Here is a 26747-nt window from a genome sequence, read left to right as displayed (position 1 = left end):
ATCCCGAGGAGCCGCGGAACGCGGCGTCTCGAAGGATGAGGGCTCATCAGATAGGTTCTGGGCCGCGGTAGTAGGCGGCGAAGGGCGGATATTTAGCCAGCGCGCGCGGCCGATAAGGCAGCCTCTCGTCGAGGATCGGCACCGCCGGAGCTTTCAGGCGTGGCTCGACGGCATCAGCCATCCGCGCCGGCTGCGGCTGGAACCGGTGCAGCACGAAGCTCCCCCGCGTGCCCTCGCTCCAGGGCAGCCATGAGGTCTTGCGCTCGTCATGCTGGAGGCCGAGCGCATCGGGCCTGAGTTCTGCGACCAGCCCCGGCTCGACGATGAGCGGAGGCGTGGCGGCCCGCGCTTCCGCGACCATCCAGCCGAGTGCCAGGTCGGTCAGCCCCATCTGCAGACCATAGCCGCCGCCGATGTCGGTATGCACGCCGGCAAACCAGACTTGCCTGATCTGTCCCGGCGGCGCCTGCGTCTCGTCCCAGAGCTCGGGCGCGAAGACCTGCCGGTTCTCGTCGATGGCGAGCGCCTGGCGACCATGGGCGACCTGCCGGTTGAGGATCGCGTCGTGGAATTTGTGGCGCCCCGGCAGGCTGCCGATAGCCGGCAGGCCAAGCGCGCGCACGGTATCCCAGACGCCGACGAAGAACGGAGGCGCCGGCTGGGTAGCGTGGCGTTGCCGGAACGCCGCAGCGGCCTCGATCCGCGCCGCGCGGTCGCGGATCATGTAGACATCCTTCACCGCGCTGGCCGCGAGCTCCCGCACCTCGCGCGCCTGAACCGCGTCGGTGAAGCCGTCCCAGCGCAGCACATTGATGAAGCCGCCCGGCACACCGCAGAGCGCAAGCACCCCGCCGAGGCTGCGCACGGTGTAGGCGCCGCGGCTGAAGCCGAACAGGAAGACGCGGTCGCCCGGCCTGTAGGCGCAGAGCAGAGCGGCGTAGCAATCGATGATGTTGTCGGTGATGCCGTAGCCGGTCGCCTGGGCCAGCAGGTCCTTGAAGCGCCGAAGCGGCCCGCGAATCTCGCCCTCGTCCGGGTTCGAGCCCAACCCGGGATCGTAGAAGCAGATCTGACGGGCGGGATCGACCTCCCGCGTCGCCATGAACAGGCGGTAGATGCTCGTCCAGTTGATCGGGTTCGCACCGCCGGCCTGCCCCGTCCCATCCGAGAAGATGCAGACATTGCGCGCCATGGAGCCCTCCCGCGCCCGCACCCTACCATGTGATGAGGCGCTCCGGGGACAATTTGGCCCCCAACCATGCTTCCAGCGCCTGCCCCTGCCACGAAAGTGCGACGCACAATGGGTTGCCGCGCCGTGCGCGCATCCTATGATGCGGGGAATTCAAAGGAAGCGATGTCCCAACCGCTCGCCAGAGCGGTGGGACCAACGCAACACAGACGTTCCAAGTCTGGGGAGACACCCGAATGTCCGAGACGATCTACGACGTGCCCGCCGGCTGGTCCGAGAAGGCCTGGGTCAACAACGCTCGCTATCAGGAGATGTATGCGGCCTCGGTCGCGGATCCGGAGAAATTCTGGGGCGAGCACGGCAAGCGGATCGACTGGTTCAAGCCCTACACCAAAGTCAAGAACACCAGCTACGAGCCGGGCAAGGTCTCGATCAAATGGTTCGAGGACGGCACCACCAATGTCGCCCATAACTGCGTCGACCGGCATCTCGCCACACGCGCTGACCAGACCGCGATCATCTGGGAGGGCGACAACCCCGCCGAGTCCAAGACGATCACCTACGGCCAGCTCCACGCCGAGGTCTGCAAGTTCGCGAACGTCCTCAAGGAGCATGGCGTCAAGAAGGGTGACCGCGTCACCATCTACCTGCCGATGATCCCCGAGGCAGCCTACGCCATGCTCGCCTGCGCGCGCATCGGCGCCATCCACTCGGTGGTCTTCGGCGGCTTTTCGCCCGACTCGCTGGCGAGCCGCATCGAGGATTCCGATTCCAAGATCGTCATCACCGCCGATGAAGGCCTGCGCGGCGGCCGCTCGGTCCCGCTCAAGAAGAACGTGGACCTCGCCGACGACAAGGTGAAGGGCGGCATCGGCACCGTCATCGTCGTCAAGCGCACCGGCGGCAATGTCTCTATGAAGGCGGGCCGCGACGTCTGGTATCACGACGAGGCAGCCAAGGTTTCCGGCGACTGCCCGGCTGCCGAGATGAATGCGGAGGACCCGCTCTTCCTGCTCTACACCTCGGGCTCGACCGGCAAGCCGAAGGGCGTGCTGCACACCACGGCCGGCTATCTGGTCTACGCCGCGATCACGCACCAATATGTCTTCGACTACCATGATGGCGATATCTACTGGTGCACCGCCGATGTCGGTTGGGTGACCGGCCACAGCTACATCCTCTACGGCCCGCTCGCGAACGGCGCTACGACGCTGATGTTCGAGGGCATCCCGACCTATCCGTCGATCTCCCGCTTCTGGGAGGTGATCGACAAGCACAAGGTCAACACCTTCTACACCGCACCGACCGCGATCCGCTCGCTGATGGGCGCCGGCGAGGATCCGGTGAAGAAGACCAGCCGCGCCTCGCTGCGCCTGCTCGGCTCGGTCGGCGAGCCGATCAATCCGGAAGCCTGGGAGTGGTATCACCGTGTCGTCGGCGATCGCCGCTGCCCGATCGTCGATACCTGGTGGCAGACCGAGACCGGCGGCATCCTGATCACGCCGCTGCCGGGCGCGACCAAGCTCAAGCCCGGCTCGGCCACCCGGCCCTTCTTCGGCATCAAGCCCGAGATCGTCGATGCCGCGGGCCAGGTGCAGGAGGGTGCCTGTGAGGGCAACCTCGTTATCGCCGACAGCTGGCCGGGCCAGATGCGCACGGTCTATGGCGACCATCAGCGCTTCATGGACACCTATTTCGCCACCTATGCGAACAAGTATTTCACCGGCGACGGCTGCCGGCGCGACGCAGACGGCTATTACTGGATCACCGGCCGCGTCGACGACGTCATCAACGTCTCCGGTCACCGCATGGGCACGGCGGAGGTCGAATCGGCCCTCGTCGCGCACCCCTCGGTCTCCGAGGCCGCAGTCGTCGGCTATCCGCACGACATCAAGGGCCAGGGCATCTACGCCTATGTCACCCTGATGGCCGGCGAACAGCCCAGCGACACGCTGCGCAAGGAACTCGTTGCCTATGTCCGCAACGAGATCGGCCCGATCGCCTCGCCGGACCTGATCCAGTTCGCGCCCGGACTGCCCAAGACCCGCTCCGGCAAGATCATGCGTCGCATCCTGCGCAAGATCGCCGAGGACGAGTTCGGTGCGCTCGGCGATACCTCGACACTGGCCGATCCCGCCGTCGTCGACGACCTGATCGAGAACCGGCAGAACAAGCGCAAGGCCGGTTGACGCCCTTTGGTGGCGGCGCTCAGTGAGCCGCCGCCACCACCTCGATCTCGACCTTGAACTCCGGCCGGGTGAAGCCCGAGACGATCATCAGGGTCGAGGCGGGCGGCGGCGTGCCGACATGAGCGTCGCGCGATTCCATATAGCCCTTCATGTAGGCGCGGTCGGTGACATAGGCATTGACCCGCACGGTATCGGCGAGCGTCATCCCAGCCTCGGCCAGAATCGCTGCGATATTGGCAAAGCACAGGTCGGCTTGAGCCCGGACATCCTCGGGCACGCTCCCATCGGCGGCGATCCCCAGCTGGCCCGAGCAGAAGACGAGCCGCCTGCCCGCCGGCACCTCCATGCCGTGGCTGTAGCGGGCGAAGGGCGGCGCGATCGCGGCGGGGTTGAGCGGCTTCATGGGGGAGGTCTCCGGGAATCGTCCGGACTATGCCTGCCCACATCTGTTGGAACCAGAGCATGTATCGCGGGTTCGCATCGCGCCCGGCCTGCGCTAGATCATGCTCATGCCGCGTTCATTGAGTTCCTGTGCTAATGACGCAAAGTTCGGCTGACCGAGATCGGAACCCGCGCCGCATGATGACGATGACTGCCACGCCTGCCGCCCTCACCCGCGCGGCTGCCCTTCTGCCTCTGCTGGTTCTGACGGCCTGCGCAGGCTCTCAGCGCTTCTCCGGCCCGGTAATGAACGCGCCATCCTACGATCAGCCGGTTCTGCCTTCGGCGCCTCCGGTCAGCTCAGCGCCGATCACCTCGGAGCCGCTGCCGCCGCCCGGCGGCTATCCGGCCGCGTCCGCGCCGCCGCCGGCGGGAGGGGGCCTGCCCGCTCCGCAGGATCCGTTCTTCAATCCCGGCGCCGGCGCGCCGCAGGGCCAGGCACTGCCACCCGGCGGCCAACCTTTGCCGCCGACGGGTCAGCCGGAGCAGGCGCCCGGCCTGCGCGGCAGCAGCAACCAGGTCGCCGGGCTCGGCTCAAGTGCCACCGCGCCGCGCCCGGCCGCAAGCCGCGACGGCATGGTCGGCGGCTGGACGGCACGGGAGGCGACCGGCGGCTCCTGCCGGATTCAACTGTCGAGCACGCCGACGCTCGATCTCTATCGCGCCAGCTCGTCTGGCTGCGCGAATCGGGATCTGCAGAAGATCACGGCCTGGGACTATCGCGACGGCGAGGTCTATCTCTACCAGCAGGGCGGCACCGTTGCGGCGCGCCTGCGCGGCGGCGGCAGCTCGCTCGATGGCGCGGTGACCAAGTCCGGTGCGGGGCTATCGCTCAGCAGGTAGTCTGCGGCCAGCACACGAAGCGCGGGCGGAAGCGCCTCGATCCGCCCTGCGCTGCGGTTTAAGCCGGCGACGAATTACGGCCTGAGCGCGCGGGCAAGCAGGGTCGTCGGCCAGAAGTTCTTCTGGATCGACAGGGCGAGCGTCGCAAAGCCCGTGGCATTGTCCAGCGCTTCGTCGAGAATCGTGAAGGGCGTCGGCCCCCCGGTCATGATCACGCCTTCCACATCCGCGTAGCCGCCGACGAGATCCGCCTCGAACTTGGCGGCGAGCCGGCGCATCGCCGCGTTCCCGGGCAGGCAGGTCATGTAGAGCGTGCGGATGCTGCGGTTGCGCGCCGCGGTAATCAGCCGGTGAAAAAGATCCGTGCCGATACCGCGCCGGCGCCAGTCGCCCTCGACGCTGAAAGCCGCCTCGCCTGTCTGCGCGACGATATCGTCGAGGCCGCGCAGCTCGGCGGCACCGCGAACAATCCCGTCTTCGACATAGGCATAGACGAGTCCGCCCACGCCGAAGGTCGTCGTCGCATAATTCTCGAGAAAGGCATCATTGACCGCCGTGCCGAACCGCTGATGGCGTGTCACCGGATCGAGCCGAAGCAGATGTTCCCGCAGCAAATAGCGCTCCGTCGGCCACAGCCGCCGGATCACGCCCGTGCCGGCCTTCACGCCGGCGAGTTTCGAACGAGCCAATTGTCATCTCCTGAACAGCGCGAAGCGCGCACTGCCGACCAGGAGCGTATCTTCCCTAACGCGTTCCCCAGATCGTGCCGGATTCGGGCGAATGCAAGGCATCGAGCTGCGGCATTTTTGCCGGGTCTGACTAAGATTTGAGCCTCTACCGCAAAATCCCATGCAGAAAAGACATGACACTCGGCTCTCAACAGCCTGGGGACGCCACGAAAAAAAGCACTACAACCACGGATATCGTCGTGCGATAATTTCGCACGTACCCCGATGACGGCGCGCCCGGCATGAGCTAAGTTGCGTGCTCCCGGTCACTCATACTTGAAGCTCCATGTTCGATCGTCGCAAGCCTCCTGCTGCCCAGCCTTTCGTCACGCACGAAAATATCGAAGCCAAGGTTAAGTGGTTCGACCCCGAGAAGGGGTTCGGTTTCGCATCGCCCGCCGATGGTTCGGGCGATGTCTTTCTGCACGTCTCGGCGATCGGCCCGCTCGATCAGCAGGACCTGCTGCCCGGCGCCACCATCGTCGCCGATCTCGGCGAGGGACGCCGCGGCCTCCAGGTCGTCGCGATCCACGAGATCGATGCCTCTACCGCGACTCAGACCGCTCCGGCTCCGCGCGCCTTCTCGCCGCGCCCGCCGCGTGACGATTTCGGTGGTGGCTACGGCGATCGGGATCGGGGCGGATATGGCGGCGATCGTGATCGCGGCTTCGGCGGCGACCGCGGCGGCTTCGGCGGCGGTGACCGCGGCCCGCGCGGCGGCGGCGGCTTCCAGGACCGCGACAGCGGCCCGGTCGAAGGCCCCTTCGACGGCGCCGTGAAGTTCTTCAATTCGGATCGCGGCTTCGGCTTCATCGCCCCCGACAAGGGCGGCCCGGACGTCTTCCTGCACGTCTCGTCGCTGAGCCGCAGCGGCCTGCAGCCGCCGGTCGACGGACAGCGCGTGCGCTTCTCGATCCGCGCCGGCCGCAAGGGCCCGGAAGCTGCGAACGTCAGCTTCATCTGATCCGAATCAGATCGCTCCAAACGTCAAAGGCCCGCCAATGGCGGGCCTTTTCTTTTGGCATTCACCAGAGCATTTTCGAACGAAGTGGATATCGGTCCGCGTGAAGAAAATGCGAAGAATAAAGACTTCGTGCATTTCCGCGGTTCGGAGAAACGCGAAAATGCTCTAGCAGCCTGACGGCGTGAAATCGGGGAGCGCCGCCGAGGACGCACTCCCCGAGCCATTCTCAGTGATCGTGATCGTCGCCTTCGAGGCCGCCGATATGCTTCTRGGTGTAGAGTTCGAGGCCGACGCGCCCGATCAAGTCGAGCTGCGTTTCGAGGAAGTCGATATGGCCTTCCTCATCCTTCATCAGGGCCTTGAACAGATCCTCGGACGGGTAGTCACCGACGTCACGGCAGTATCTCGCCGCTTCCTGATAGAGGGCGCGCGCCTCGACCTCGGCCTTGAGATCGCACTCGATGACTTCCTTGACGTTCTCGCCGATGCGCAGCTGGTCGAGCGTCTGCAGGTTCGGGAAACCTTCGAGGAAGAGGATGCGGTCGACGAAACGGTCGGCATGGACCATCTCCTCGATCGATTCCTTCTTCCAGGTCTTGGCCATTTCCTTCAGCCCCCAATTGTCGAGCATCCGGTAATGCAGCCAGTACTGGTTGATGGCGGTGAGCTCCGAGCGCAGCCCCTTGTTGAGATATTCGATGACTTTCTTGTCGCCCTTCATGGCGGAGCACCCCAATAAATTACATTAGAATAATACTAATGTAGACAGGGCAAGCTCGGAAGGGAAGAGGTAAATCCGCTTTTGCGGCGCGCCGAATGCGAGCGGCAAAACGAAAGCCGTTCCGGCTCAGGCCGCGGCGGCATCCTCGACGACCGCGATGCCTTCAAGCATGCGCTCGACGGTGACCTGCACCGCACATTCGATCTCGCGGCTGGCGCAGCTGCTGCATTGCGTCGCGCAGGCGGCGCGCGCCTCCGCCAGAAGGGTCCGCACTTCACGGGCGCAGCGCCCGCAGTCCGGGCTGCAGCCGAGGCAGTCATAGGCCTCGCCCGCCGTCCGCGGACCGCTGCCGTCGGGAGCGACAGTCCCTTTGATCTGACGGCAGGAAATAACGTTGCAGGAACAGACGATCACGCGTGATGGCCCACCACGCGCTTGGTTTCGATCTCTTCGCCATCGGCGCGGCGCAGCCGCACGATCACCTCGACCGAGGAGACCACCATGCCTTCCGGCGCCTCCGGCAGGCCGGAGACATGGATGGTCGAGCCGGGGATATCCGTAACCGTCTCGTCGTCCTCGTTATAGAAATGATGATGCTCCGACACGTTGGTATCGAAGAAGGTCTTCGGCCCGGAGACCGAGACCTGGCGCAGCAGGCCCGCTTCCGAGAACTGGCGCAGCGTGTTGTAGACGGTCGCCAGCGACAAGGGCTCGCGGGCGCGCAGCGCCTCCTCATAGAGCATCTCGGCGCTGACATGGCGGTCGCCCTTGGCGAAGAGCAGCCAGCCCAGAGCCATGCGCTGGCGCGTCGGGCGCAGGCCGGCGGTGCGCAAACGAGCCTTCACCGAGCTGATCGGGCACGAGGCGGGGTTTTTCTGCGGCCACGGAATATGGTCGCCCGCCACCGGCTTGTGATCCTGATCCTTGTTCGTCAGAACGCTCATCGATAACGCCTTCCACCACGCCGGTTGCCCGGCCGCACAGTTTAGAAATCCTCTAAACTACTGATATTACTCACATATTTGCCAATATCGGCACCGGTTGTCAATCTTCGTGGCTGCGGCATCCGGCAGCGCCCACAGCTTGGCGATCACGAAATCGCGGGCATGACCGCCATTGAGGAGGCGTGAGGAGGGGACGACACGCGGCGGGCCATCCCGCGCGCAGCCTTGTTTTCAGTGGCCGCCGCCGCCCCCGGCAGCGGCCTTGGGCGGCTTGCGCAGGAAGAGCGACAGCACGACGAGACTGGCGAAGATCAAGGTCAGGCCGAGGAAGACGTCGCTGAAGGCCATGATCAGCGCCTGCTTGTGGACGCGCTGGTTGATGAGGGCCAGCGCCATCTTCTGCGCTGCGTCGCCATAGTCGCCGAAGCGCAGCGCCGTATTGGCGAGCGCCTCCTCCGCAACACCGCGCCCGGCCACGACCATCTCATGCAGCCGCGTGATGTGCAGGTCCGTGCGCGTGTTCAGCAGCGTGTTGATCACCGCGAGCCCGACGGCGCCGCCGAGATTGCGGGTCAGGTTGTAGAGGCCGGAAGCGTTCTTGAGCTGCTGCGGCGGCAGCGACCCCAGCGCGATGTTGTTGATCGGCACCATGCACAGCATCAGCGAGCAGCCGCGCAGGATCTGCGGGACCAGAAGCTCACGGAAGTCCCAGTCCGCGGTGATGAACGAGGCCCACCAGGTTCCAAGCGCGAACCCCGCAAAGCCGATCATCATCAGGACGCGCGGATCGAGCTTGGCCGAGAGCCGCCCGGCGATCGGCGCTGTCAGGAACATGGCGAGGCCGGTGACGAACATGGTCTCGCCGATCATCAACGCGTCATAGCCACGGATGCGCCCGAGATAGACCGGGTAGAGATAAGTCAGCCCGTAGAGGCCGATGCCCATGCAGAAGGAGAACAGGGAGCCGAACGCGAAGTTGCGATTCCTGAAGGCGTAGAGATCGACGAGCGGGTCGTCGCGCGTCAGCGCCCGCCAGAAGAACAGCACGGCACCGAACACCATCACGACCGAGAAGAACACGATCTCATGGCTCTGGAACCAGTCGAGCCGCGTCCCCTCCTCCAGCACATATTCGAGACTGCCGAGGAAGGCTGCCATGCCGGCGAGCCCGAGCCAGTCGAAGCGCTTGATCAGGTCGTATTGCGGCTTGTCGAAGTCGATCAGCGTCCAGGCCGCTATCGTCACGCCGATGCCCGGCACGACGTTGACGAGGAAGAGCCAGTGCCAGGAGAAGGCGTGGCTGAGATAGCCGCCGACCGTCGGGCCGATCGTCGGCGCCAGCGTGGCCACGAGGCCGATCAGCGGCGAGACCACCGGGCGCTTCGACGGCGGAAAGATGGTGAAGGCCGCAGCGAAGACGCCGGGGATCATGCCGCCGCCGATGAAGCCCTGGACGGCCCGCCACAGGATCATCTCGTTGATCGAGGACGCTTGGGCGCAGAGCACGCTGGATATGGTGAAGCCCGCCGCCGCGATCGAGAAGAAGACGCGCGTGGACAGCGCCCGGCTGAGATAGCCGGAAAGCGGGATCATGATCACTTCCGCGATCAGATAGGCCGTCTGCACCCAGGCGATCTCATCGGCCGATGCCGACAGGCCCGCCTGGATCTCCGCCAGCGAGGCCGAGACGATCTGGATGTCGAGGATCGCCATGAACATGCCGAAGACCATCGCCAGGAAGGCGAAGATCCGGCGTAAGGGGATGGCGTCCGATGCCGGCGGCGCTCCCGCCGGCACATTTACGGTCGCGGTGGCCATGGTGGCCTCCTCGATTGAGGGTCAGCGCTGGCTGGCGGGACGCGGATCGATCGAGACGATGACCGACATGCCCGGCCGCAGCACATGCTGACCAGTCGATTCCTTGTCGAGCACGATGCGTACCGGCACGCGCTGCACGATCTTGGTGAAATTGCCGGTCGCGTTGTCCGGGGGCAGCAGCGTGAAGACCGAGCCCGTGCCGCCGGCGATGCCGCTGACCGTGCCGTGGAAGACCTTGCCCGGCAGGGCATCGACCGTGATGCTTGCCTTGTCGCCGACCTTCAGCGGCCCGACCTGGGTCTCCTTGAAGTTGGCATCGACATAGACCTGATCAAGCGGAACGATCGACATCAGGCGCTTGCCGGCGCTGACGAGGTCGCCGAGCTGCAGATTGGTGTTGGCGACGACGCCGTCGATCGGCGCGGCGATCTTGGTGAAGGAAAGGTCACGCTCGGCCTTCTGCTCGGCAACCTTGAGCTCGTCGATCTGGCGGGCAGCCTCGACCCTCTGCGCCTCCAGCACCTTGATATTGGCCTGCGCCTGCACGACGCCGGCCTTGGCGCTCGCCACCGAAGCGACCGCCTGGTCGCGCGCAGCCGTCGCCGCATCGAGCGTTGCCTGCGAGCCATAGGACTTGGCGGCGAGGCTGTTGGCGCGCTCGAAATCGGCCGTGGTGCGCGTCACCGCCGCCTCGGCCGACACCTGCTGCGCCTGCGCCTGCAAGAGCGCGGCGCGACCGGCCTCGATCTGGCTGTCGATGCGCGCCAGCGTAGCGCGCGCCGTGGCGCTCTTGGCCCGTGCGCTGTCGAGCGCGATCCGCCAGTCGCCATCGTCCAGCGCCACGAGCGGCTGGCCGGCCTTGACCTCCTGGTTCTGCGTCACGGAAACGGTCGCGATGTTCGCCGCGAGCTTGGCAGAGATCGTCGCCATCTCCGCACTGACATAGGCGTCATCGGTCGAAACGATGAAGCGGCCATTGCGCCACCAGTCGATGCCGTACCACAGGCCGGCGCCAACGACGGCAGTCGCCGCGACCATCATGATGCCGCGCTTCAGCGGGCTCTTGCCACCCTTGGCTTTGTCGGCTGCGGGTGTTGGCGGAGCCTCCCTGGCCGGCGCTTCGCGCGCCTCGCGGGCGGTGGCCGGCTCGGCCGGCTGGGCGGTCTCGGCCTGTGCGTCTACGAGCTTCAGCCGGTCACGCCGCGGTTCGGATGCGGTTTCTGCAGACATGATGCGTCCTGCGTGTCAATTCGAACCGCTCGGTTCGATTGCGCTTGAAATAGCGCGAGAGATGATGCATATCAAGTCAAATCGAACCGATTGGTTCGATTCTTTTTTCGCAGCTGCCATGCAGAGCCCGCAGGCCGGGCCAGAGTATGATGACGGAAACCTCTGAAGTCCCGGTAAAGACGGGCCCGCGCAACCGCCGGATCGCCGGTATGGATCCGGACAAGCGCCGCCAGATCCTCGACGGCGCGCTGCAAGTGTTCACCTCGCGCGGCTTCGACGCCGCCAGCATGAGCGACATCGCCGCGGCAGCAAATGTGTCGAAGGGCACGCTCTACGTCTATTTCGAGGACAAGGAGCATCTCTTCGTCGCCCTGATCCAGCGCGAGCGCGAAGCCCAGAAGCGCGGCGCGATCGAGGCCCTGAACGAGGATTCCGATCCCGTGCGGGCCTTGAGCAATTTCGGCTACTGTATCGTGCGGGTGATCAATGACGAGCTGGCGGTGAGCGCGCATCGCGTCGTCATCGGCGTCGCCGAGCGCATGCCGGATCTCGGCCGCGAATTCTACGAGAACGGCCCGATGCTCGGCTCACGGCTGATCGCGGGCTATCTCGACCGCATGGTGGCCGAAGGCAAGCTCGCGATCGACGACACCTATCTCGCGGCCTTCCAGTTCCTCGATCTCTGCCAGTCGACCCTGACGCGGCCGCGGCTGTTCAACGCCGTCCGCACCCCGCCGACCGAGGACGAGATCCGCCACGTCGTCGGCGAGGCAATCGCGATGTTCATGGCGCGCTATGGACGCGSGGCCGGCGCCGAGCCGGCCGCGCGCTGACCGTGGCGCCCTATTTCAGCGCCTTCAGGCTATCGATGATCGAGGCCAGGTCCTTGAGGTTTTCCTTTTCGCCCTCGGGCGAGGCCCAGTAGGTCACGACAAGGCCTTTGGTCTCGGTCACCTGCAGCAAGGTCAGGCTGACATGTGTGGGGCCATCCTCGTCCTTGCCGGTCCACTGCACCTGGACGCCTTCCATGCCGTTGTTGGAGAACGGCTTCTTCTCCTGCGTCGCGGGATCGACGACGACGCCCTTGCTCTTCAGCCAGGTGACCGCTTCAGCGATGGCCTGTGCGGCATCCTTCAGCTCCGTCACTTCGACGGAGATGTAGACGGCCTCGTCATCGGAGGTGGATTCGACGCCTTTGTCGATCTCGGTGGATTCCCAGTCGTCCGGCATCGTGATCACCGCGACGGGCTTGGGATCGGGAATCGAGTAGGTCTTGGCGCTTGCGAGCCCCGGCAGCAGGAAAAGGCTGGCGGCGAAAACCGCGCGTGCGAGATGGATCGGCATAGGTCGTTCCTGGGAAGAAAACGCCGGGTGGCGCAACGTCACCCTATAGCAACATTGCCGCGATGCCACGTATCCCAGGACGAAGCGGCGGCGCTATCGCGATCCTTGGTTACCGGCCGTCAGCCGGCGACCTGCCTGGCGCGGATGCGCTCGCGATGGGCCGTGTAGAGCCCAGAAGCCGCGATGATACTGGCGCCGACATAGGTCCAGATATCCGGGATCGCTGCGAAAACCAGATAGCCGAAGATCGAGGCCCAGAGCAGTTGCGAATAGGCGAAGGGCGCCAGCAGCGAAGCGTCCGCATAGCGGAAGGCCTGAATCAGGAAGATATGCCCGATCGTCGAGATGCCGCCGATGAAGGCGCCGATCAGGATCGTCTTGAGATCGAGCGCCTGCCAACTGAACGGCACGGCCAGCGAAAGCAGCATGAAGCCGATCGTGGCGGAATAGGCCAGCGTCACCACAGGGATCTCGGTGCGGCTCATCATCCGAGTCATGATCAGCGAAAACGCCCAGAAGAACGACGAGCCGAGAACGAAGAACGACGCGCCATGAAAGCCGGCGCCACCGGGACGCACCACGACCATCACGCCCAACAGTCCCACGATCGTGGCGAGCCAACGCCGCCAGCCGACGGTTTCGGCCAGGATTGGAATCGAAAGCGCCGTCACGAAGAGCGGCGAAACGAAGGAGGTGGCGGTCGCGTCCGCCATCGGCAGATCGTGCAGCCCGGCCACGAACAGGATCGAGGAGATCGTCACTCCCAAAGCCCGCAGCACCTGCAGGCCAGGCCGGCGGGTTCTCATCCTGCGGAAGCCACCGGTGAAGCAGACGGTCACAAGCATGATCGCGGCAAAGGTGCCATAGCGCATCCAGGTGATTTGGAGCGCTGGCAAGGTGGTCGCGAGATATTTGGAGGCGATGTCGCCGCTGCACATGAAAATGGATGAGAGCAGCACGAGCGCGATGCCACGCGCGGAATTGTCGATGCGTAGCGGCCTGCCTTCCTGTGGAGGGACGGCCGGCGTTTTCTGGAGGGGAGCGTTGGGCAAGGGCTCGGTTCGCGCGCAAGGAATGCTCAAGCCTTAGCCCTTTTGCCCTGCATATCCACACGCAAAGACGGTCGCCCGCCCATGCGCGTGGACATTGCGTGTGACCCTGCCCGGTTTTCGGACAGGGTCGGCTGCGCAGTTTGCTTTAGGCGGCCTGCTTGCGCGGCTGGATCAGCTTGCGGTTGACCAGAACCTCGGCGATCTGGATCGCGTTGAGCGCCGCGCCCTTGCGCAGATTGTCGGAGACGCACCAGAAGGCGAGGCCGTTCTCGACCGTCGCGTCCTCGCGGATGCGCGAGATGTAGGTCGCGTCCTCGCCGGCCGCTTCATGCGGGGTGATGTAGCCGCCGGGCTCGTGCTTATCGATCACGAGGATGCCCGGCGCCGTGCGCAGCACCTCGCGCGCCTCGTCGGCGGTGATCGGCTTTTCACACTCGATGTTGACCGCCTCGGAGTGGCCGATGAAGACCGGCACGCGCACGCAGGTCGCGGTCAGCTTGATGTTCTTGTCGAGGATCTTCTTGGTCTCGACCATCATCTTCCACTCTTCCTTGGTGAAGCCGTCCTCCATGAAGACGTCGATCTGCGGAATGAGGTTGAAGGAGATGCGCTTTGGGAACTTCTTGGTGGTGACCTCACCGGCCGAGAACACGGCGCGGGTCTGGTTGAAGAGCTCGTCCATGCCCTCCTTGCCGGCGCCGGACACCGACTGATAGGTCGACACGACGACGCGCTTGATGCCGAAGCGGTCATGCAGCGGCTTCAAAGCCACGACGAGCTGCGCGGTCGAGCAGTTCGGGTTGGCGATGATGTTCATCTTGGAGAAGCCGGCAGCGGCGGCGGCATTCACCTCCGGCACGATCAGTGGCACGTCGGGATGCATGCGCCAGGCCGAAGAATTGTCGATGACGACGGCGCCCTGTGCGCCGATCTTCGGCGACCAGACCTTCGAAATCTCGCCGCCCGCCGACATCAGGCAGATATCGGTGTCGGAGAAGTCGTAATGCTCGAGCGCCTTCACCTTCAGCGTCCGGTCGCCGAAGGAAACCTCGGTGCCGATCGAGCGGGACGAGGCCAGCGCCACGACCTCGCCGACGGGGAAAGCGCGCTCGGCGAGAATGTCCAGCATCTCGCGGCCTACATTGCCGGTTGCACCGACCACTGCGACCTTGAAGCTCATGATGTGATCCTTTGCGGATGGGGGCGGTTCGGATCTCCCTTTGGGGGCCGCCCCGCCCTTTCGGGCGGGTTCGGCGATCTGCCCCCGCCGGGGGGAGATGGGACCCGGAACCGAGGCGAAGCGTCAGCGCGACGTACCGGCTTTCCCGGTCGTCGTTTTGGTCGTGAGTTTCGTCGTCGTCAGACGGACAGTCACAGAGCCAATCCCGAAGGGCTGCAAACTTCGCAAGCGGCGCATTGCTGCACCGCAGCTCTGTCAGAACACCCACGGCGCGAAAAAGTCAATTCCCCCCGAGGACCAACCTGAATCTGCGCCATTAACCCTGCTCGTTGACCGGCGATTCACGCTGCCGAGCGATCGGCGCCGGCCGGTAACCTGCCGGCGACGCTTCGCAGGCGAGCTTACCTGCAGTTGAAGGAGGATGCCGCCCCTGCGCGGCGCGGGAGCGATGGATTGCGGTTGCGTTCGGGCGATGCGGTTTCGAGGTTGCAGGCGGGGCTCCACCAGCTCAGGCCGATGCTCCTGCAAGGCGTCGCTTTTTCTCGCAGCATCGCCGCGCGTCTTGCCGGCATCGACATCGTCCCTTTCCTCATCGGCTGCGCCGACCGCATCGAGGGCGGCTTCCGCTGGAGCACGCGTGTCGCCCGCCAGCTTCTGCCGCGCCGCGGCCTCGGGCTGACCGGAGCGCTCGCCTGGCGCAGCGCAGCGGCTCTGAGCGGCATCGGGCTGACGGCAGCCCTGATCACCGGCCTTTCCGCGAAGGACGAGGCCCCGACCCAGCTGGCCAGTCTGGCCCTGCCGGCGACAGGCCCATCGGCCCAGACCGGGGCATCTCCGCGCCGGCAGCGCGCCCCGGCTGCTGCGGAAGACTGGGTCGCGATCCCCCGTCCCAGCACGATGTTCAGCCTGGAGGCATCCGAACTCGGCCGGGAAACGCCCGCCCTGGAAGCGCGGCGCAGCCAGGACGGCGGCCGTCGCGAGGATCTTTTGAGCTTCGGTGGCTTCGCCGAGCCGAAACCGCATCTCGTCCTGCGCCTGGCGACGGGCGATGACGCCGCCGCCGGAACGCGCTCCTTCATGGTTGCCTTGGTGCACGACGCCGCCCAGCGAGGGTTCGCCGTCGAACGCAGCAGCACGCCCGCTCCGACAGAGACCCGTTTCGGTCCGCTGGAAACGGCAGACGTCGTGCTCGGCGAGGGCACGCAAAGCCGCGCCTGCATCGCATTTCGCTCGCCTCCCGGCGAAGCTGGCTTCGCCATGAGCGGGTGGTGGTGCGCCGGTTCGAAGCCGAGCGACCGCCGGCAGCTGGCTTGCCTCATCGACCGGCTCGATCTCGCCGGCCCGGTCGACCCGGAATTGCGCAGGGTCTTCGCCCGCAGCGAACTCAACCGCGAACCGGCCTGCGCTCCTCCGCGCCTCTCCGCGAGCGGCCGCAAGGCATCCTGGCTCGATGTCGACGGCAGCTTGCCGTCTCTGCGGATGAAGACCGCCAGCGCAGAGCCCCCGCGTGCCGTTGCCGAGCCCGGCAAGCGTCGCGCCAAGCCGAATCGCCACCAGCCCTGACGCTCTCGCAAAACGCCGCCGTTCTAACAAAATTGTTAACGACAGCGTGCTACTCTTTGCGTCGGATTTCTGATGCTTACATGGAGTGGGTGCATCCACTCCCGGAGATTGCCGCCATGATGCCGTTCAAGCGTGTTGCCACCGTTCTCGCCATCACCCTGGCGGCATCGACCGTCCTCGCAACGATCGCAGAGGCGCAGAACCGCCGCGGGCCGCTGCGCGTCACGGTCCAGAAGCGCAGCTACTTCGATGCCGGAAACGTCGTTCCGGTCGGCTCGCTGAACCGCTACGCCAACCAGGCTCCCTATACCTCGCCGGTCTATGCCAACGTCGGCGAGCTTTATGGCGAAGCCACACTGCCGCCCCGCATCGGCGCGGGCGTCAACCCCTTCGCCAATACCTTCTCAACGCCGGGTTACTGACGAAACGCGTCATGGTCGGGTCAGGCCCGGCCATGACGGACCGGCTTAAGGCAAAGCCTTGAGATAGCGCACCGGACGCCCGGGCGACGCGGCATTCGCGGCGTGGACGATCGCATTCGCATCGATGCCGAAATGCCGGTAGAGATCGGCGACCGTACCGGTCTGGCCGAAATGCTCGACGCCGAGCGCCTTCTGCCGGTGGCCATGGACGCTGCCGAGCCAGGCCAGCGTCGCCGGATGACCATCCAGCACCGACACGATACCGCAATCGCGTGACAGATCGCCGAGCAGTCGCTCGATATGGCTTGTCGCAGCGTGGTTGCCGCGCTGGCGTGCCCGTTCGGCCGCTTGCCAGCCGGCATTGAGCCGGTCGGCCGAGGTGATGGCGAGCAGCCCGACGTCGCGCCTGTCCTCGCCCAGCAGCCCGACGGCCTCGATCGCCTCCGGCGCGACAGCGCCCGTATAGGCGATGACGACCGAGGCGTTCGGCCCCGGTTTCCTGAGCCAGTAAGCGCCGTCGATGATGTCGCGCTCAAGTTCCGGCGTCATGGCCCGGCTCGGCTGCTCGACCTGCCGGGTCGACAGGCGCAGATAGACCGAACCGCCGGTCTCGTCGCGCAGCCAGGTCCGCTCGTCGGGATCGCCCTCGCCGTCGCGCTGCATGTAGTCGAACGACCAGCGCATCATCACCGCCAGCTCGTCGACGAAGGCCGGCTCGAAGGCGCAGAGCCCGTCCTGGCTCATGCCGATCAGCGGTGTTGCGATCGACTGGTGCGCGCCGCCCTCCGGCGCCAGCGTCACGCCCGACGGCGTCGCCACGACCATGAAGCGGGCGTCCTGGTAGCAGGCATAATTCAGCGCATCGAGGCCGCGCGAGATGAAGGGGTCGTAGAGCGTGCCGATCGGGATCAGCCGCTCGCCGAAGATCGAATGCGAGAGGCCGAGCGCCGAGAGGTTGATGAACAGATTCATCTCGGCGATGCCCAGCTCGATATGCTGGCCCTTGGGCGAGAACTCCCATTTCTGCATCGAGGGGATGCGCTCGTCCTTGAAGGTGTCGGCCATCGACGCCCTGGCGAAAAGCCCGCGCCGGTTCACCCAGGGGCCGAGATTGGTCGAGACGGTGACGTCCGGCGCGGTCGTGACGATGCGGTCGGCGAGCGGGCCGCCTGCTTTCGCCAGTTCGTCCAGCACCTTGCCGAAGCCCATCTGGGTCGACATGGACGGCTGGATGCCGGCCTCCAGTCTTTCCGGAACCGGCAGTTTGGCGGCGGAGAAGCGCCGGCGTCCCTCCGAGAAGAACGGAACCTTGTCGAGGAAGCCCTTGATCTCGTTCTCGGCCAGGCCGAGCCCCTCGAACAGATCCCATTCATGGCCGGGGCGGATATTGTTGGCCTTGCGGAAGCCGTCGAGCTGCTCCTTGGTCATCAAGCCGGCATGATTGTCCTTGTGCCCGGCGATCGGCAGACCGAAACCCTTCACCGTATAGGCGAGGAAGCAGACCGGCCGGTCATGGTCGATCGACTCGAAGGCTTCGAGGATCGACGGCAGGTCATGGCCGCCGAGATTGCACATCAGCTTCGAGAGTTCCGCATCGGATCGCTTCTCGATCAGCTTGGTCACCGGCCCCTGATCGCCGAGATCGTCCATCAGCCGCTTGCGCCAGGCTGCGCCGCCCTGGAAGGTCAGCGCCGAATAGAGCTGGTTCGGGCAGGAATCGATCCAGGCCTTCAGCCGCTCGCCGCCCTTCTCCCTGAAGGCGGCCTGCTGCAGCGAGCCATATTTCAACGTGACCACGTCCCAGCCGAAATTGCGGAACATGGTCTCGAAGCGGTCGTAGAGCCCTTCACGGATCACCGCGTCGAGCGACTGACGGTTGTAGTCGATGATCCACCAGGTATTGCGGACGCCGTGCTTCCACCCCTCCATCAGGGCTTCGAAGATGTTGCCCTCGTCGAGCTCGGCATCGCCGATCAGCGAGACCATACGGCCTTCCGAACGATCCTTGGCCCAGCCATGCGCCTTCACGTAATCCTGCGTCAGCGAGGAAAAGAGCGTCTGCGCGACGCCCAGGCCGACCGAGCCGGTCGAGAAATCGACATCGTCGATGTCCTTGGTGCGGGAGGGATAGCTCTGCGCGCCCTTGTAGCCGCGGAAATTCTCGAGCTTCTCGCGGGTCTGCAGCCCCATCAGATAGTTGATGGCGTGGAAGATCGGCGAGGCATGCGGCTTCACCGCCACCCGGTCCTGCGGCTTCAGCGCCGCCATGTAGAGCGCCGTCATGATCGTGGCGAGCGAGGCGGAGGAAGCCTGATGCCCGCCGACCTTCATGCCGTCCTCATTCGGCCGGATATGGTTGGCGTTGTGGATCGTCCACGACGCCAACCAGAGGATCTTCTTTTCAAGCTCGGCGAGAAACGGCAGGCGCGCATCTGTTGTCATGGTTTTGGCCCGAACTCCCTGTGCTGCCGATCATGCACGGAAGCACTGGCAGAACGAGCCAAATTTCTGTGTTCTGTCGACCCACTTTGGCGGCTTCGACTATTGCAGAGCACAGAGACGCTTGAAATCGCCAAATGACGTGGCAGCGCCGCGGCCCTTCTTGCCGGCTACCTGTCGACCTGCGCGATGCGGTCGAAGGCGGCGGCGAAGCCGGTCAGGGATACGTTGAAGGAAATCGGCTCGCTGTTCGACAGGTTCAGTGCCGCCACCGTCAGCGTCTTGCCCGCCCTCATCGCGTCGGTCGCAACCGTCGGGAAGGAGATCGGCAGCAGGCAGCCCTGCGCCATGCAGGTCGAGAAGCGCAGTCCTTGGCCCAGATCCCTGTCGTCGAGGCGCAGGACGGCTCCGTTCTCCAGCTTCATGCCGAACGGAAACAGGATCGTGCCCTCGGCGCGCCCGTCCTTAGGCGTGCGCAGCTCGATGGCGAAGACGCGCTGTCCGGTCTGGCTGTTGCCCTGCGACTGCAGCAGCACGCAGAGCCGCTGGCCATTGGCGATGCGGCAGTCGACCGACCAGTCACCATAGGTCTCGTTGATCGCGCTCGCGCCGTTCGGCAGCGTCGCGGTCTGCGCTGCGGGTTGGCTGACGCTCGCAGCAGCCTGGTTCTGCGCGACCGGCTGGGCGGGTTTCGCCGGAGGCCGGGCGGCGGGGCGCTGAGGCGGCGACTCTCCCTGCGCCATGAGCGAAGGCGCAGCGATAAAGGAACCGACCACGAAGGCCAGGGCGGCGAGAGAGACGTTTCGGGAGATATGACAGGGCATGGCGCTATGATCTGGTGAATATATCGCCAGAGCTATTGCAGAAATTCATTACGAGAGAAAGCGCGAAATCGCTCACAATCATCGATAAAGCGACGCAGAATTCACTCATTCAAACAAATTTATAGAATAGAATCGGTTCAATCTGAACAGCGTTCGCAGTCACGCTCGGTCACCTCGACTGCCCAGCACCTCAGCCATTCCCCAGCGCGGCATGAACATCCTCCGGACGGCGCCCCCGGCGGATCGCTTCGCGAATGTCCTGCCGCTGCAGGCGCCGGGCGACGCAAGCGAGCGCGTTGAGATGCTGGCCCTGCCCCGACTCCGGCGTCAGGATCAGGCAGACGATATCGACCGGCTCGCCATCGACCGACTCGAAATCGATCGGCTTGGCCAGGCAGGCGAGCAGACCGAAGGGCACGGAAAGGCCAGCGATCGGCGCATGCGGCATGGCGATACCGCCGCCGATGCCGGTCGAGCCCAACGCTTCCCGGCGCTTTAGCGCGGCAGCAATGACGTCATCCGCCACGCCCGCCGCCCCGGCCGCATGCCGGGCGAGCAGATCGAGGCATTGCTCCTTCGACGCGACCTTGAGCCCGGTCAGCACGGAGCCGGGGGCGATCAGTTCGGAAATATCCATGGCCGTCAGTCGCTCTCGCGCAGCCGATAGCCGACGCCGGGCTCGGTCGTGATGTAGTGGGGCTGCTCGGGCACCGGCTCGATCTTCTGGCGCAGCTGCCGGATATAGACGCGCAGATACTGCACATCCTCGTTGCCGCCCCAGACCTCCTTCAGCAGATGGCGATGCGTCAGCACCTTGCCGGCATGCTGCACCAGCGCGCGCAGGATGTCGTATTCCTTCGGCGACAGCTTCACCTCGGTGCCGCCGACCTGGACGATGCGGCGAACGAGATCGACCGAGAGCTCCCCGGTACGGAAGACCGGCCTCTCGCCCTGCTGGTGCAGCTTGTGACGCAGCGCAACGCGCAGCCGCGCCGCGAGCTCGCGCATCCCGAACGGCTTGGTGACATAGTCATCCGCCCCCGCCTCAAGCGCCTGGACGATGCCGGCCTCGTCGGTGCGGCTCGACAGGATGACGATGGGCAGCGTGCGCCCCTCGCTGCGCCAGAGCCGCAGCAGCTCCTGCCCGGTCATGTCCGGCAGGCCGAGATCGAGCAGCACCAGGTCGGGCTCCTCGGCGTCGATCCGGGCAATGGCGTCCTTGGCGTTGCCGGCCTCGCTGATCGTGTATCCCTCGGTGCCAAGCCCGACGCGCAGCAGTTTGCGGATCGGCGGCTCGTCGTCGACGACGAGCACCCGGACGGCCATCGTTGTCATGGCAATACCTTCATCTGGTGTGCCTCGGGCGGGATCGGCATGCGGATCGCGAACACCGCGCCCTGCCGATCGCTGCGGTTGGCGGCGGTGATCGTGCCGCCCATCGCCTCGACGAAGCCGCGGCAGATCGCAAGGCCAAGCCCGGTGCCGGCGCGGACCTGATCGCCCTTCCCGACCCGGTAGAAGCTGTCGAAGATCCGTTCGAGATCGGCAGGCGGCAGGCCCGGCCCTTCGTCAAGAATGTCCAGAACCACTGCATCGCCATCCCCACGGGCATGGACGCCGATCGTGGTGCCCGTCGGCGCATATTTCGCGGCGTTGTCGATGAGGTTGAACAGCACCTGGTCGAACAGCACAGGGTCGAGCCGCAGCATCGGCAGATGGGGGGCGAGCGACAGGTCGATCGCATGGCCGCGCGTGATGCTTTCCGCGCGCCGCAGCGCTGCGCCGACGACGTCGCCGACGTCCAGCAGAGCATAGTTCGGCTCCATCGCGCCGGCCTCGATCCGCGTCATGTCCAGCAGATTGGCAATGAAGCGGTTGAGCCGTTCCGACTCCTCGACGACAGTCGCCAGAAGCTCGGAGCGATCCGCCTCGGGGATCGCCTTGCCGTAGTCGCGCAGAGTGCCGGCCGCGCCCATGATGCCGGCGAGCGGCGTCTTGAGATCATGCGAGATCGAGGTCAGCAGCGCCGAGCGCAGCCGGTCCGCCTCCGCCGCGAGCTTCGCCTTGTCGACATCCGCCGCAAGCTGGACGCGCTCGATCGCGATCGCGGCCTGATCGGCCAGCGCATCGAAGAGACGCTGCTGCTCGGGCGTCAGCAGCGCGCCCGGCCGGTCGGAATCGAGCCCGATCACGCCGATGGCGCCGCGCCCGGTCCGCAGCGGCAGATAGAGCCGCTTCGCACCCGGCAGCGTGTCGGCGCCGCGTCCCGCCGGGCGGTCGTGCTCCCAGGCCCAGTGCGCCGCCGCGATATCGGCATCGTCGAGCGTATCGTCGGGAGGGTAACCGGCCCGAACGGCGATGCTGGCTTCTTCCGGCAACAGGATCACGACGCGCACGCGCAGCATCGCCGCGATCTGGTAGGCGCTCGCCCAGAGTACGTCGTCGAGCGTGCCCGTACCGGCGAGCTTGCGCGAAAACAGATAGAGGTCCTCGGTGGCACGCGCCCGCTGGCGCGCCGCCGCGGCCTGGCGCTGGACGCGGGCCGTGAGATTGCTGGCGATCAGCGCGACCAGAAGGAAGAAAAAGAAGGCGAGCACGCTTTCGGGGTCGCCGATCACGAGCGTGTAGAGCGGCGGCAGGAAAAAGAAGTTGAACGCCAGCGCGCCGATCACGGAGGTGAACAGCGCCGGCCAGAGTCCGGCCGTCACCGCCGAGGTGAGCACGGCCATCAGGAAGACGAGCGCGATGTTGCGCACGTCGAGCACGAGATGCAGCAACATGCCGAGCCCTACGGCCACGGCCACGAAGGCCATGCCCGCCAGATAGGCACCGGGTTCGAAGCGGTGCTCGCCGGTGGAGCCGGCAGCACGAACCTCACCAGCCCCGGCTTCCTGCCCGGGAATCACATGGATATTGATGTCTCCGGCCTCGCGGATCAGCGCCTGCGCCACCGATCCGAAGAGGAGCTCGCGCCAGCGCGGAGCGCTCGACGAGCCGATGACGATATGGCTGACATTCTTCGAGGCGGCATAGCGCAGCACCTCGTCAGGCACGGTCTCGCCCGGCAGGATCACCGCCTCGCCGCCGAGCTGCTCCGCGAGCCGCATGGCGGCGGAAAGCCGGTCCTTCTCTGCCTCAGAGGGCCGCGCGCGCCCGGGCGCCTCGATATGCAACGCCGTCCATGACGCCTTCAGCTTCTCGGCGAGACGCCGGGCATGGCGCACCAGCGAGGCGGCGCGCGGGCTGCCGTCGATGCAGACGATCAGCCGGTCGCTGGCCGCCCAGGGCCCCGGGATCGCATGGGCCTGCATATGGCTGAGCAGTTGCTCGTCGACCCGCTGCGCCGTGCGCCGCAGCGCAAGCTCCCGCAGCGCCGTCAGGTTGCCGGGCGAGAAGTAGTTGGAGACAGCTCGCCTGGCGGTCTCCGGCAGATAGACCTTGCCTTCGTTCAGCCGCTTGATCAGGTCCTCGGGCGTGAGGTCGATGATCTCGATCGCATCGGCCCGGTCGATGATGGAATCGGGCACCGTTTCGCGCACGCGAATGCGGGTGATCTGCGCAACGACGTCGTTGAGGCTCTCGACATGCTGGATGTTGAGCGTGGTGTAGACGTCGATGCCACGCTCGATCAGCTCGAGTACGTCGAGATAGCGCTTCGGATGGCGGCTCCCCGGCGCATTGGTGTGGGCGAGCTCGTCAACGAGGACCAGTTCCGGCCGCCGCGCCAGCACCGCGTCGAGGTCCATCTCATCGACGCTCTGGCCGCGATAGGCGACCTGCGCCCGCGGTATCGTCTCGTAGCCTTCGATCAGTGCCTCGGTCTCGCGCCGGCCGTGCGTCTCGACAACACCGATGACGACATCGACGCCCTCCGCGCGGCGCGCCCGGCCCGCGAGCAGCATTTCGTAGGTCTTGCCGACACCGGGGGCGGCGCCGAGGAAGATCTTCAGCCTCCCGCGCGTTTCGCTGCGGACCTGCTGCAACAGCGCGTCCGGCGACGGCCTTGTCGGCTCGGTACGAAGCTCGTCCGGCATGGCTGGAATTCGGTCCCCAAACGGCGCGACGGCAGGATCGCTCCGGCCGCCGCGCTCTTCCTAGCGTTATTTTGCCGTCGCCGCATCGAGAGCGAGGTTGAGCTTCAGCACATTGACCACGGGCTCGCCGAGGATGCCGAGCTGGCGTCCCTCGAGATGGTCCGCGACCAGGCTGCGCAGATCGGCCTCGCTCAGGCCGCGCGCCTTGGCGATGCGCGGCACCTGGAAATAGGCCGCCTCCGGCGAGACATGCGGATCGAGCCCGCTGGCCGAGGTCGTCACGAGGTCCATCGGAACCGCGGCCTGCGGGTTCTCCTGCTTCAGCGTGGCGACATCGCCCTTGATGCGCTCGATCAGCTTGGGATTGGTCGGGCCGAGATTGGAGCCGCCGGAGCCGGCTGCATTGTAGGGCGCATCAACGGTCTTGCTGCTGTCGGTCGGGTCGGCGCCGACCGTCGCCGACGGCCGGCCATGGAAATAGCGCTCACCGGTGAAGGACTGGCCGATCAGCTCGGAGCCGATCACCTTGCCGCCCTTCTCGATCAGGCTGCCATTCGCCTGGCGCGGGAACAGCGCCTGGGCGAGACCGGTCATCGCCAGCGGATAGGCGAGACCGGTAATGGCGGTAAGCGCGACGATCATCACGATCGCGGGGCGGATATGACGAAGCATGGCTGAATTCCTTCAGATCAGGCCGACGGCCGTGACGGCCATGTCGATTGCCTTGATGCCGATGAACGGGACGATGATGCCGCCCAGGCCGTAGACCAGCAGGTTGCGCGAGAGCAGCGCCCCCGCGCCGACCGCGCGGTACTTCACGCCGCGCAGCGCGAGCGGGATCAGCGCGACGATGATCAGCGCGTTGAAGATGATCGCGGAGAGGATCGCGCTCTGCGGCGTGGCCAGCTGCATGAAGTTCAGCGCGCCGAGCTGCGGATAGAAGGCGATGAACATCGCCGGGATGATGGCGAAGTATTTCGCGATGTCGTTGGCGATCGAGAAGGTCGTCAGCGCGCCGCGCGTCATCAAGAGCTGCTTGCCGATCTCGACGATCTCGATGAGCTTGGTCGGGTCGCTGTCGAGATCGACCATGTTGCCGGCCTCGCGCGCCGCCACCGTGCCGGTGTTCATGGCGACGCCGACATCGGCCTGCGCCAGAGCCGGCGCGTCGTTGGTGCCGTCGCCGCACATCGCGACGAGTTTGCCCTTGCCCTGCTCCTCGCGGATCAGCGCGAGCTTGTTCTCAGGGGTCGCCTGGGCGAGGAAGTCGTCCACCCCGGCCTCGGCCGCGATGGCGGCGGCGGTCATCGGGTTGTCGCCGGTGATCATCACGGTGCGGATGCCCATGCGCCGCAGCTCCGCGAAGCGCTCGCGGATGCCGCCCTTGACGATGTCCTTGAGCTGGATGACGCCGAGCAGCTTGCCGTCGCGCGCCACGGCGAGTGGCGTGCCGCCCGTCTTGGCGATCTCCTCCGCGATGGACTGCACCTCGCGCGCCGCCTCGGCCTCGCCACCGGTCGCGCGGACATGGGCGAGCACCGCATCGACGGCGCCCTTGCGGATGCTGGAGCCGTCATGGTCGACGCCGCTCATCCGGCTCTGCGCGGTGAAGGGCACGAAATGGGCGTTGAGACCAACGAGATCGCGCGCCCGGATGCCGTGCTGCTCCTTGGCGAGCACGACGATGGAGCGGCCTTCCGGCGTCTCGTCGGCGAGCGAGGCGAGTTGCGCGGAGTCCGCAAGATCATGCTCGCTGACGCCACGGACCGGCCTGAAGGCCGTCGCCTGGCGGTTGCCGAGCGTGATCGTGCCGGTCTTGTCGAGCAGCAGCGTGTCGACGTCGCCCGCCGCCTCGACGGCGCGGCCGGACATGGCGAGCACGTTGAAGCGCACCAGCCGGTCCATGCCGGCGATGCCGATGGCCGAGAGCAGCGCGCCGATGGTGGTCGGGATCAGCGTCACGAACAGCGCGACGAGGACGATCACAGGGATCGCGCCGCCGGCATAGCTGGCGAAGCTGGGGATCGTCGCGGTCGCCAGCACGAAGATCAGCGTCATGCCGGCGAGCAGGATGTTGAGCGCGATCTCGTTCGGCGTCTTCTGCCGCTCGGCGCCTTCGACCAGCGCGATCATGCGATCGATGAAGGTCGAGCCCGCCGTCGCGGTGATGCGCACGCGGATCCAGTCCGACAGCACCTGCGTGCCGCCGGTGACGGCCGAGCGGTCGCCGCCGGATTCGCGGATGACCGGCGCCGATTCACCGGTGATCGCGGCCTCGTTGACCGAGGCGATGCCTTCGATCACCTCGCCGTCTGAGGGGATGATGTCGCCGGCCTCGACCAGCACGACGTCGTTGAGCTTCAAGCTCGGCCCGGGGACCAGCGTGTATTTGCTGCGATCGGTACCGCTGAGCAGCTTGGCCTGCGTCTCCGCGCGCGTCCGGCGCAGCGAATCCGCCTGCGCCTTGCCACGCCCTTCGGCGACGGCCTCGGCGAAATTGGCGAACAGCACCGTGAACCAGAGCCAGAGCACGATCTGGAAGGAAAAGCCCAGATGGGTCGCCCCAGTGAGCCAGTCGCGCAGCAGCAGGATCGTGGTCAGCGCCGAGACGACGGCGACGACGAACATCACCGGGTTCTTGGCAAGGCTGCGCGGATCGAGTTTGCGGAGGGCGCCACCGAGCGCCGGGACGAGAATGCGGGCATCGAGGATGCTGCCGGACCTTGGATGACTCATGACGAAAGCTCCGTCGTGGCCTGCGAGCGGGACCCCTCTCGGGTCAGACCGCCGCAAGCAGGAAAGAAAGGGCGTGGAAGACGATG

24 protein-coding genes are annotated in these 26747 nt (G+C 65.9%); 6 read left to right on the top strand and 18 right to left on the bottom strand.

Going from position 1 to position 26747, the window contains the following annotated elements; all coding sequences use genetic code 11:
• Window positions 1-46 precede the first annotated feature (46 nt).
• A complete protein-coding gene (locus AC1DNE_RS22375; RefSeq protein WP_441472456.1) occupies window positions 47-1192 on the bottom strand; it encodes a DUF2235 domain-containing protein in 1146 nt (381 codons plus the stop codon).
• Between the two features lie 233 nt (window positions 1193-1425).
• Here AC1DNE_RS22375 and acs point away from each other — a divergent pair, with 233 nt between their 5' ends.
• A complete protein-coding gene (gene acs, locus AC1DNE_RS22370) occupies window positions 1426-3378 on the top strand; it encodes an acetate--CoA ligase (RefSeq protein ID WP_441472455.1) in 1953 nt (650 codons plus the stop codon).
• Between the two features lie 19 nt (window positions 3379-3397).
• Here the strand turns inward: acs and AC1DNE_RS22365 are convergent, their stop codons facing one another.
• Window positions 3398-3781: a RidA family protein gene (locus AC1DNE_RS22365; RefSeq protein ID WP_441472454.1), complete on the bottom strand. Its 384-nt coding sequence runs from the start codon at window positions 3779-3781 to the stop codon at window positions 3398-3400.
• 176 nt (window positions 3782-3957) lie between these two features.
• On the opposite strand from AC1DNE_RS22365, the gene AC1DNE_RS22360 reads away from it, so the two are divergent.
• Complete coding sequence (locus tag AC1DNE_RS22360) at window positions 3958-4662, top strand: AprI/Inh family metalloprotease inhibitor (protein WP_441472453.1); 705 nt, start codon at window positions 3958-3960, stop codon at window positions 4660-4662.
• Between the two features lie 74 nt (window positions 4663-4736).
• On the opposite strand, the gene AC1DNE_RS22355 is transcribed toward AC1DNE_RS22360, so the two are convergent.
• Window positions 4737-5351, bottom strand: coding sequence for a GNAT family N-acetyltransferase (locus AC1DNE_RS22355; protein WP_441472452.1), 615 nt, complete (start codon window positions 5349-5351; stop codon window positions 4737-4739).
• Between the two features lie 325 nt (window positions 5352-5676).
• On the opposite strand from AC1DNE_RS22355, the gene AC1DNE_RS22350 reads away from it, so the two are divergent.
• A complete protein-coding gene (locus AC1DNE_RS22350; RefSeq protein ID WP_441472451.1) occupies window positions 5677-6354 on the top strand; it encodes a cold-shock protein in 678 nt (225 codons plus the stop codon).
• 226 nt (window positions 6355-6580) lie between these two features.
• On the opposite strand, the gene bfr is transcribed toward AC1DNE_RS22350, so the two are convergent.
• The 5 genes from bfr to AC1DNE_RS22325 all read right to left on the bottom strand — a co-directional run bounded on the left by bfr (window position 6581) and on the right by AC1DNE_RS22325 (window position 11067).
• Window positions 6581-7075 (bottom strand): bacterioferritin, encoded by a 495-nt coding sequence (bfr, locus tag AC1DNE_RS22345; RefSeq protein ID WP_476841192.1) that lies wholly within the window; start codon window positions 7073-7075, stop codon window positions 6581-6583.
• Window positions 7076-7201: 126 nt separating this feature from the next.
• Entirely contained in the window at window positions 7202-7489 is a 288-nt protein-coding gene (locus AC1DNE_RS22340) for a (2Fe-2S)-binding protein (protein WP_441472449.1), read from the bottom strand.
• Window positions 7486-8019 (bottom strand): iron response transcriptional regulator IrrA, encoded by a 534-nt coding sequence (gene irrA, locus AC1DNE_RS22335; RefSeq protein ID WP_441472448.1) that lies wholly within the window; start codon window positions 8017-8019, stop codon window positions 7486-7488. Before irrA ends, AC1DNE_RS22340 begins: the two co-directional genes overlap by 4 nt.
• 231 nt (window positions 8020-8250) lie before the next feature.
• Window positions 8251-9837: a DHA2 family efflux MFS transporter permease subunit gene (locus AC1DNE_RS22330; protein WP_441472447.1), complete on the bottom strand. Its 1587-nt coding sequence runs from the start codon at window positions 9835-9837 to the stop codon at window positions 8251-8253.
• Between the two features lie 21 nt (window positions 9838-9858).
• Window positions 9859-11067 carry an HlyD family secretion protein gene (locus AC1DNE_RS22325; RefSeq protein ID WP_441472446.1) on the bottom strand — a complete coding sequence of 403 codons (1209 nt, stop codon included), beginning with the start codon at window positions 11065-11067 and terminating at the stop codon, window positions 9859-9861.
• Window positions 11068-11276: 209 nt separating this feature from the next.
• Here AC1DNE_RS22325 and AC1DNE_RS22320 point away from each other — a divergent pair, with 209 nt between their 5' ends.
• Window positions 11277-11900 (top strand): TetR/AcrR family transcriptional regulator, encoded by a 624-nt coding sequence (locus AC1DNE_RS22320; RefSeq protein ID WP_476841191.1) that lies wholly within the window; start codon window positions 11277-11279, stop codon window positions 11898-11900.
• Window positions 11901-11910: 10 nt separating this feature from the next.
• Here the strand turns inward: AC1DNE_RS22320 and AC1DNE_RS22315 are convergent, their stop codons facing one another.
• From AC1DNE_RS22315 to AC1DNE_RS22305, 3 genes are all read right to left on the bottom strand, one after another.
• Entirely contained in the window at window positions 11911-12411 is a 501-nt protein-coding gene (locus AC1DNE_RS22315; RefSeq protein WP_441472444.1) for a histidine kinase, read from the bottom strand.
• Window positions 12412-12530: 119 nt separating this feature from the next.
• Complete coding sequence (locus AC1DNE_RS22310) at window positions 12531-13463, bottom strand: DMT family transporter (RefSeq protein WP_441472443.1); 933 nt, start codon at window positions 13461-13463, stop codon at window positions 12531-12533.
• Between the two features lie 145 nt (window positions 13464-13608).
• Window positions 13609-14643 (bottom strand): aspartate-semialdehyde dehydrogenase, encoded by a 1035-nt coding sequence (locus tag AC1DNE_RS22305; protein ID WP_441472442.1) that lies wholly within the window; start codon window positions 14641-14643, stop codon window positions 13609-13611.
• 453 nt (window positions 14644-15096) lie between these two features.
• Here AC1DNE_RS22305 and AC1DNE_RS22300 point away from each other — a divergent pair, with 453 nt between their 5' ends.
• Entirely contained in the window at window positions 15097-16206 is a 1110-nt protein-coding gene (locus AC1DNE_RS22300) for a hypothetical protein (RefSeq protein ID WP_441472441.1), read from the top strand.
• A 116-nt stretch (window positions 16207-16322) separates the two neighbouring features.
• On the top strand, window positions 16323-16628 hold the full coding sequence (locus tag AC1DNE_RS22295; RefSeq protein ID WP_441472440.1) for a hypothetical protein: 306 nt from the start codon (window positions 16323-16325) through the stop codon (window positions 16626-16628).
• A gap of 45 nt (window positions 16629-16673) precedes the next feature.
• Here the strand turns inward: AC1DNE_RS22295 and AC1DNE_RS22290 are convergent, their stop codons facing one another.
• From AC1DNE_RS22290 to kdpB, 7 genes are all read right to left on the bottom strand, one after another.
• The gene (locus AC1DNE_RS22290; protein WP_441472439.1) at window positions 16674-19070 is read right to left on the bottom strand and encodes a transketolase-like TK C-terminal-containing protein; all 2397 of its coding nucleotides are present in this window, start codon (window positions 19068-19070) and stop codon (window positions 16674-16676) included.
• Window positions 19071-19237: 167 nt separating this feature from the next.
• Window positions 19238-19891 (bottom strand): invasion associated locus B family protein, encoded by a 654-nt coding sequence (locus tag AC1DNE_RS22285; protein WP_441472438.1) that lies wholly within the window; start codon window positions 19889-19891, stop codon window positions 19238-19240.
• Between the two features lie 190 nt (window positions 19892-20081).
• Window positions 20082-20528: a PTS sugar transporter subunit IIA gene (locus AC1DNE_RS22280; RefSeq protein WP_441472437.1), complete on the bottom strand. Its 447-nt coding sequence runs from the start codon at window positions 20526-20528 to the stop codon at window positions 20082-20084.
• A gap of 5 nt (window positions 20529-20533) precedes the next feature.
• On the bottom strand, window positions 20534-21226 hold the full coding sequence (locus AC1DNE_RS22275; RefSeq protein ID WP_441472436.1) for a response regulator transcription factor: 693 nt from the start codon (window positions 21224-21226) through the stop codon (window positions 20534-20536).
• On the bottom strand, window positions 21223-23925 hold the full coding sequence (locus AC1DNE_RS22270; RefSeq protein ID WP_476767331.1) for a DUF4118 domain-containing protein: 2703 nt from the start codon (window positions 23923-23925) through the stop codon (window positions 21223-21225). Before AC1DNE_RS22270 ends, AC1DNE_RS22275 begins: the two co-directional genes overlap by 4 nt.
• 66 nt (window positions 23926-23991) lie before the next feature.
• Complete coding sequence (locus AC1DNE_RS22265) at window positions 23992-24597, bottom strand: K(+)-transporting ATPase subunit C (protein WP_476767332.1); 606 nt, start codon at window positions 24595-24597, stop codon at window positions 23992-23994.
• A 12-nt stretch (window positions 24598-24609) separates the two neighbouring features.
• Window positions 24610-26661 carry a potassium-transporting ATPase subunit KdpB gene (kdpB, locus tag AC1DNE_RS22260; protein WP_476767333.1) on the bottom strand — a complete coding sequence of 684 codons (2052 nt, stop codon included), beginning with the start codon at window positions 26659-26661 and terminating at the stop codon, window positions 24610-24612.
• Window positions 26662-26747: the final 86 nt, after the last annotated feature.

This window comes from Allobosea sp. 05L423, assembly GCF_056397745.1.
This window is presented reverse-complemented; position numbering and strand designations above follow the sequence as displayed.

Coding starts and splice junctions, on each gene's coding strand:
- AC1DNE_RS22375 (WP_441472456.1), bottom strand. CDS start 1,192: ATGGCGCGCAATGTCTGCATCTTCTCGGATGGGACGGGGCAGGCCGGC.
- acs (WP_441472455.1), top strand. CDS start 1,426: ATGTCCGAGACGATCTACGACGTGCCCGCCGGCTGGTCCGAGAAGGCC.
- AC1DNE_RS22365 (WP_441472454.1), bottom strand. CDS start 3,781: ATGAAGCCGCTCAACCCCGCCGCGATCGCGCCGCCCTTCGCCCGCTAC.
- AC1DNE_RS22360 (WP_441472453.1), top strand. CDS start 3,958: ATGATGACGATGACTGCCACGCCTGCCGCCCTCACCCGCGCGGCTGCC.
- AC1DNE_RS22350 (WP_441472451.1), top strand. CDS start 5,677: ATGTTCGATCGTCGCAAGCCTCCTGCTGCCCAGCCTTTCGTCACGCAC.
- irrA (WP_441472448.1), bottom strand. CDS start 8,019: ATGAGCGTTCTGACGAACAAGGATCAGGATCACAAGCCGGTGGCGGGC.
- AC1DNE_RS22330 (WP_441472447.1), bottom strand. CDS start 9,837: ATGGCCACCGCGACCGTAAATGTGCCGGCGGGAGCGCCGCCGGCATCG.
- AC1DNE_RS22325 (WP_441472446.1), bottom strand. CDS start 11,067: ATGTCTGCAGAAACCGCATCCGAACCGCGGCGTGACCGGCTGAAGCTC.
- AC1DNE_RS22315 (WP_441472444.1), bottom strand. CDS start 12,411: ATGCCGATCCATCTCGCACGCGCGGTTTTCGCCGCCAGCCTTTTCCTG.
- AC1DNE_RS22305 (WP_441472442.1), bottom strand. CDS start 14,643: ATGAGCTTCAAGGTCGCAGTGGTCGGTGCAACCGGCAATGTAGGCCGC.
- AC1DNE_RS22295 (WP_441472440.1), top strand. CDS start 16,323: ATGATGCCGTTCAAGCGTGTTGCCACCGTTCTCGCCATCACCCTGGCG.
- AC1DNE_RS22290 (WP_441472439.1), bottom strand. CDS start 19,070: ATGACAACAGATGCGCGCCTGCCGTTTCTCGCCGAGCTTGAAAAGAAG.
- AC1DNE_RS22285 (WP_441472438.1), bottom strand. CDS start 19,891: ATGCCCTGTCATATCTCCCGAAACGTCTCTCTCGCCGCCCTGGCCTTC.
- AC1DNE_RS22280 (WP_441472437.1), bottom strand. CDS start 20,528: ATGGATATTTCCGAACTGATCGCCCCCGGCTCCGTGCTGACCGGGCTC.
- AC1DNE_RS22275 (WP_441472436.1), bottom strand. CDS start 21,226: ATGACAACGATGGCCGTCCGGGTGCTCGTCGTCGACGACGAGCCGCCG.
- AC1DNE_RS22270 (WP_476767331.1), bottom strand. CDS start 23,925: ATGCCGGACGAGCTTCGTACCGAGCCGACAAGGCCGTCGCCGGACGCG.
- AC1DNE_RS22265 (WP_476767332.1), bottom strand. CDS start 24,597: ATGCTTCGTCATATCCGCCCCGCGATCGTGATGATCGTCGCGCTTACC.
- kdpB (WP_476767333.1), bottom strand. CDS start 26,661: ATGAGTCATCCAAGGTCCGGCAGCATCCTCGATGCCCGCATTCTCGTC.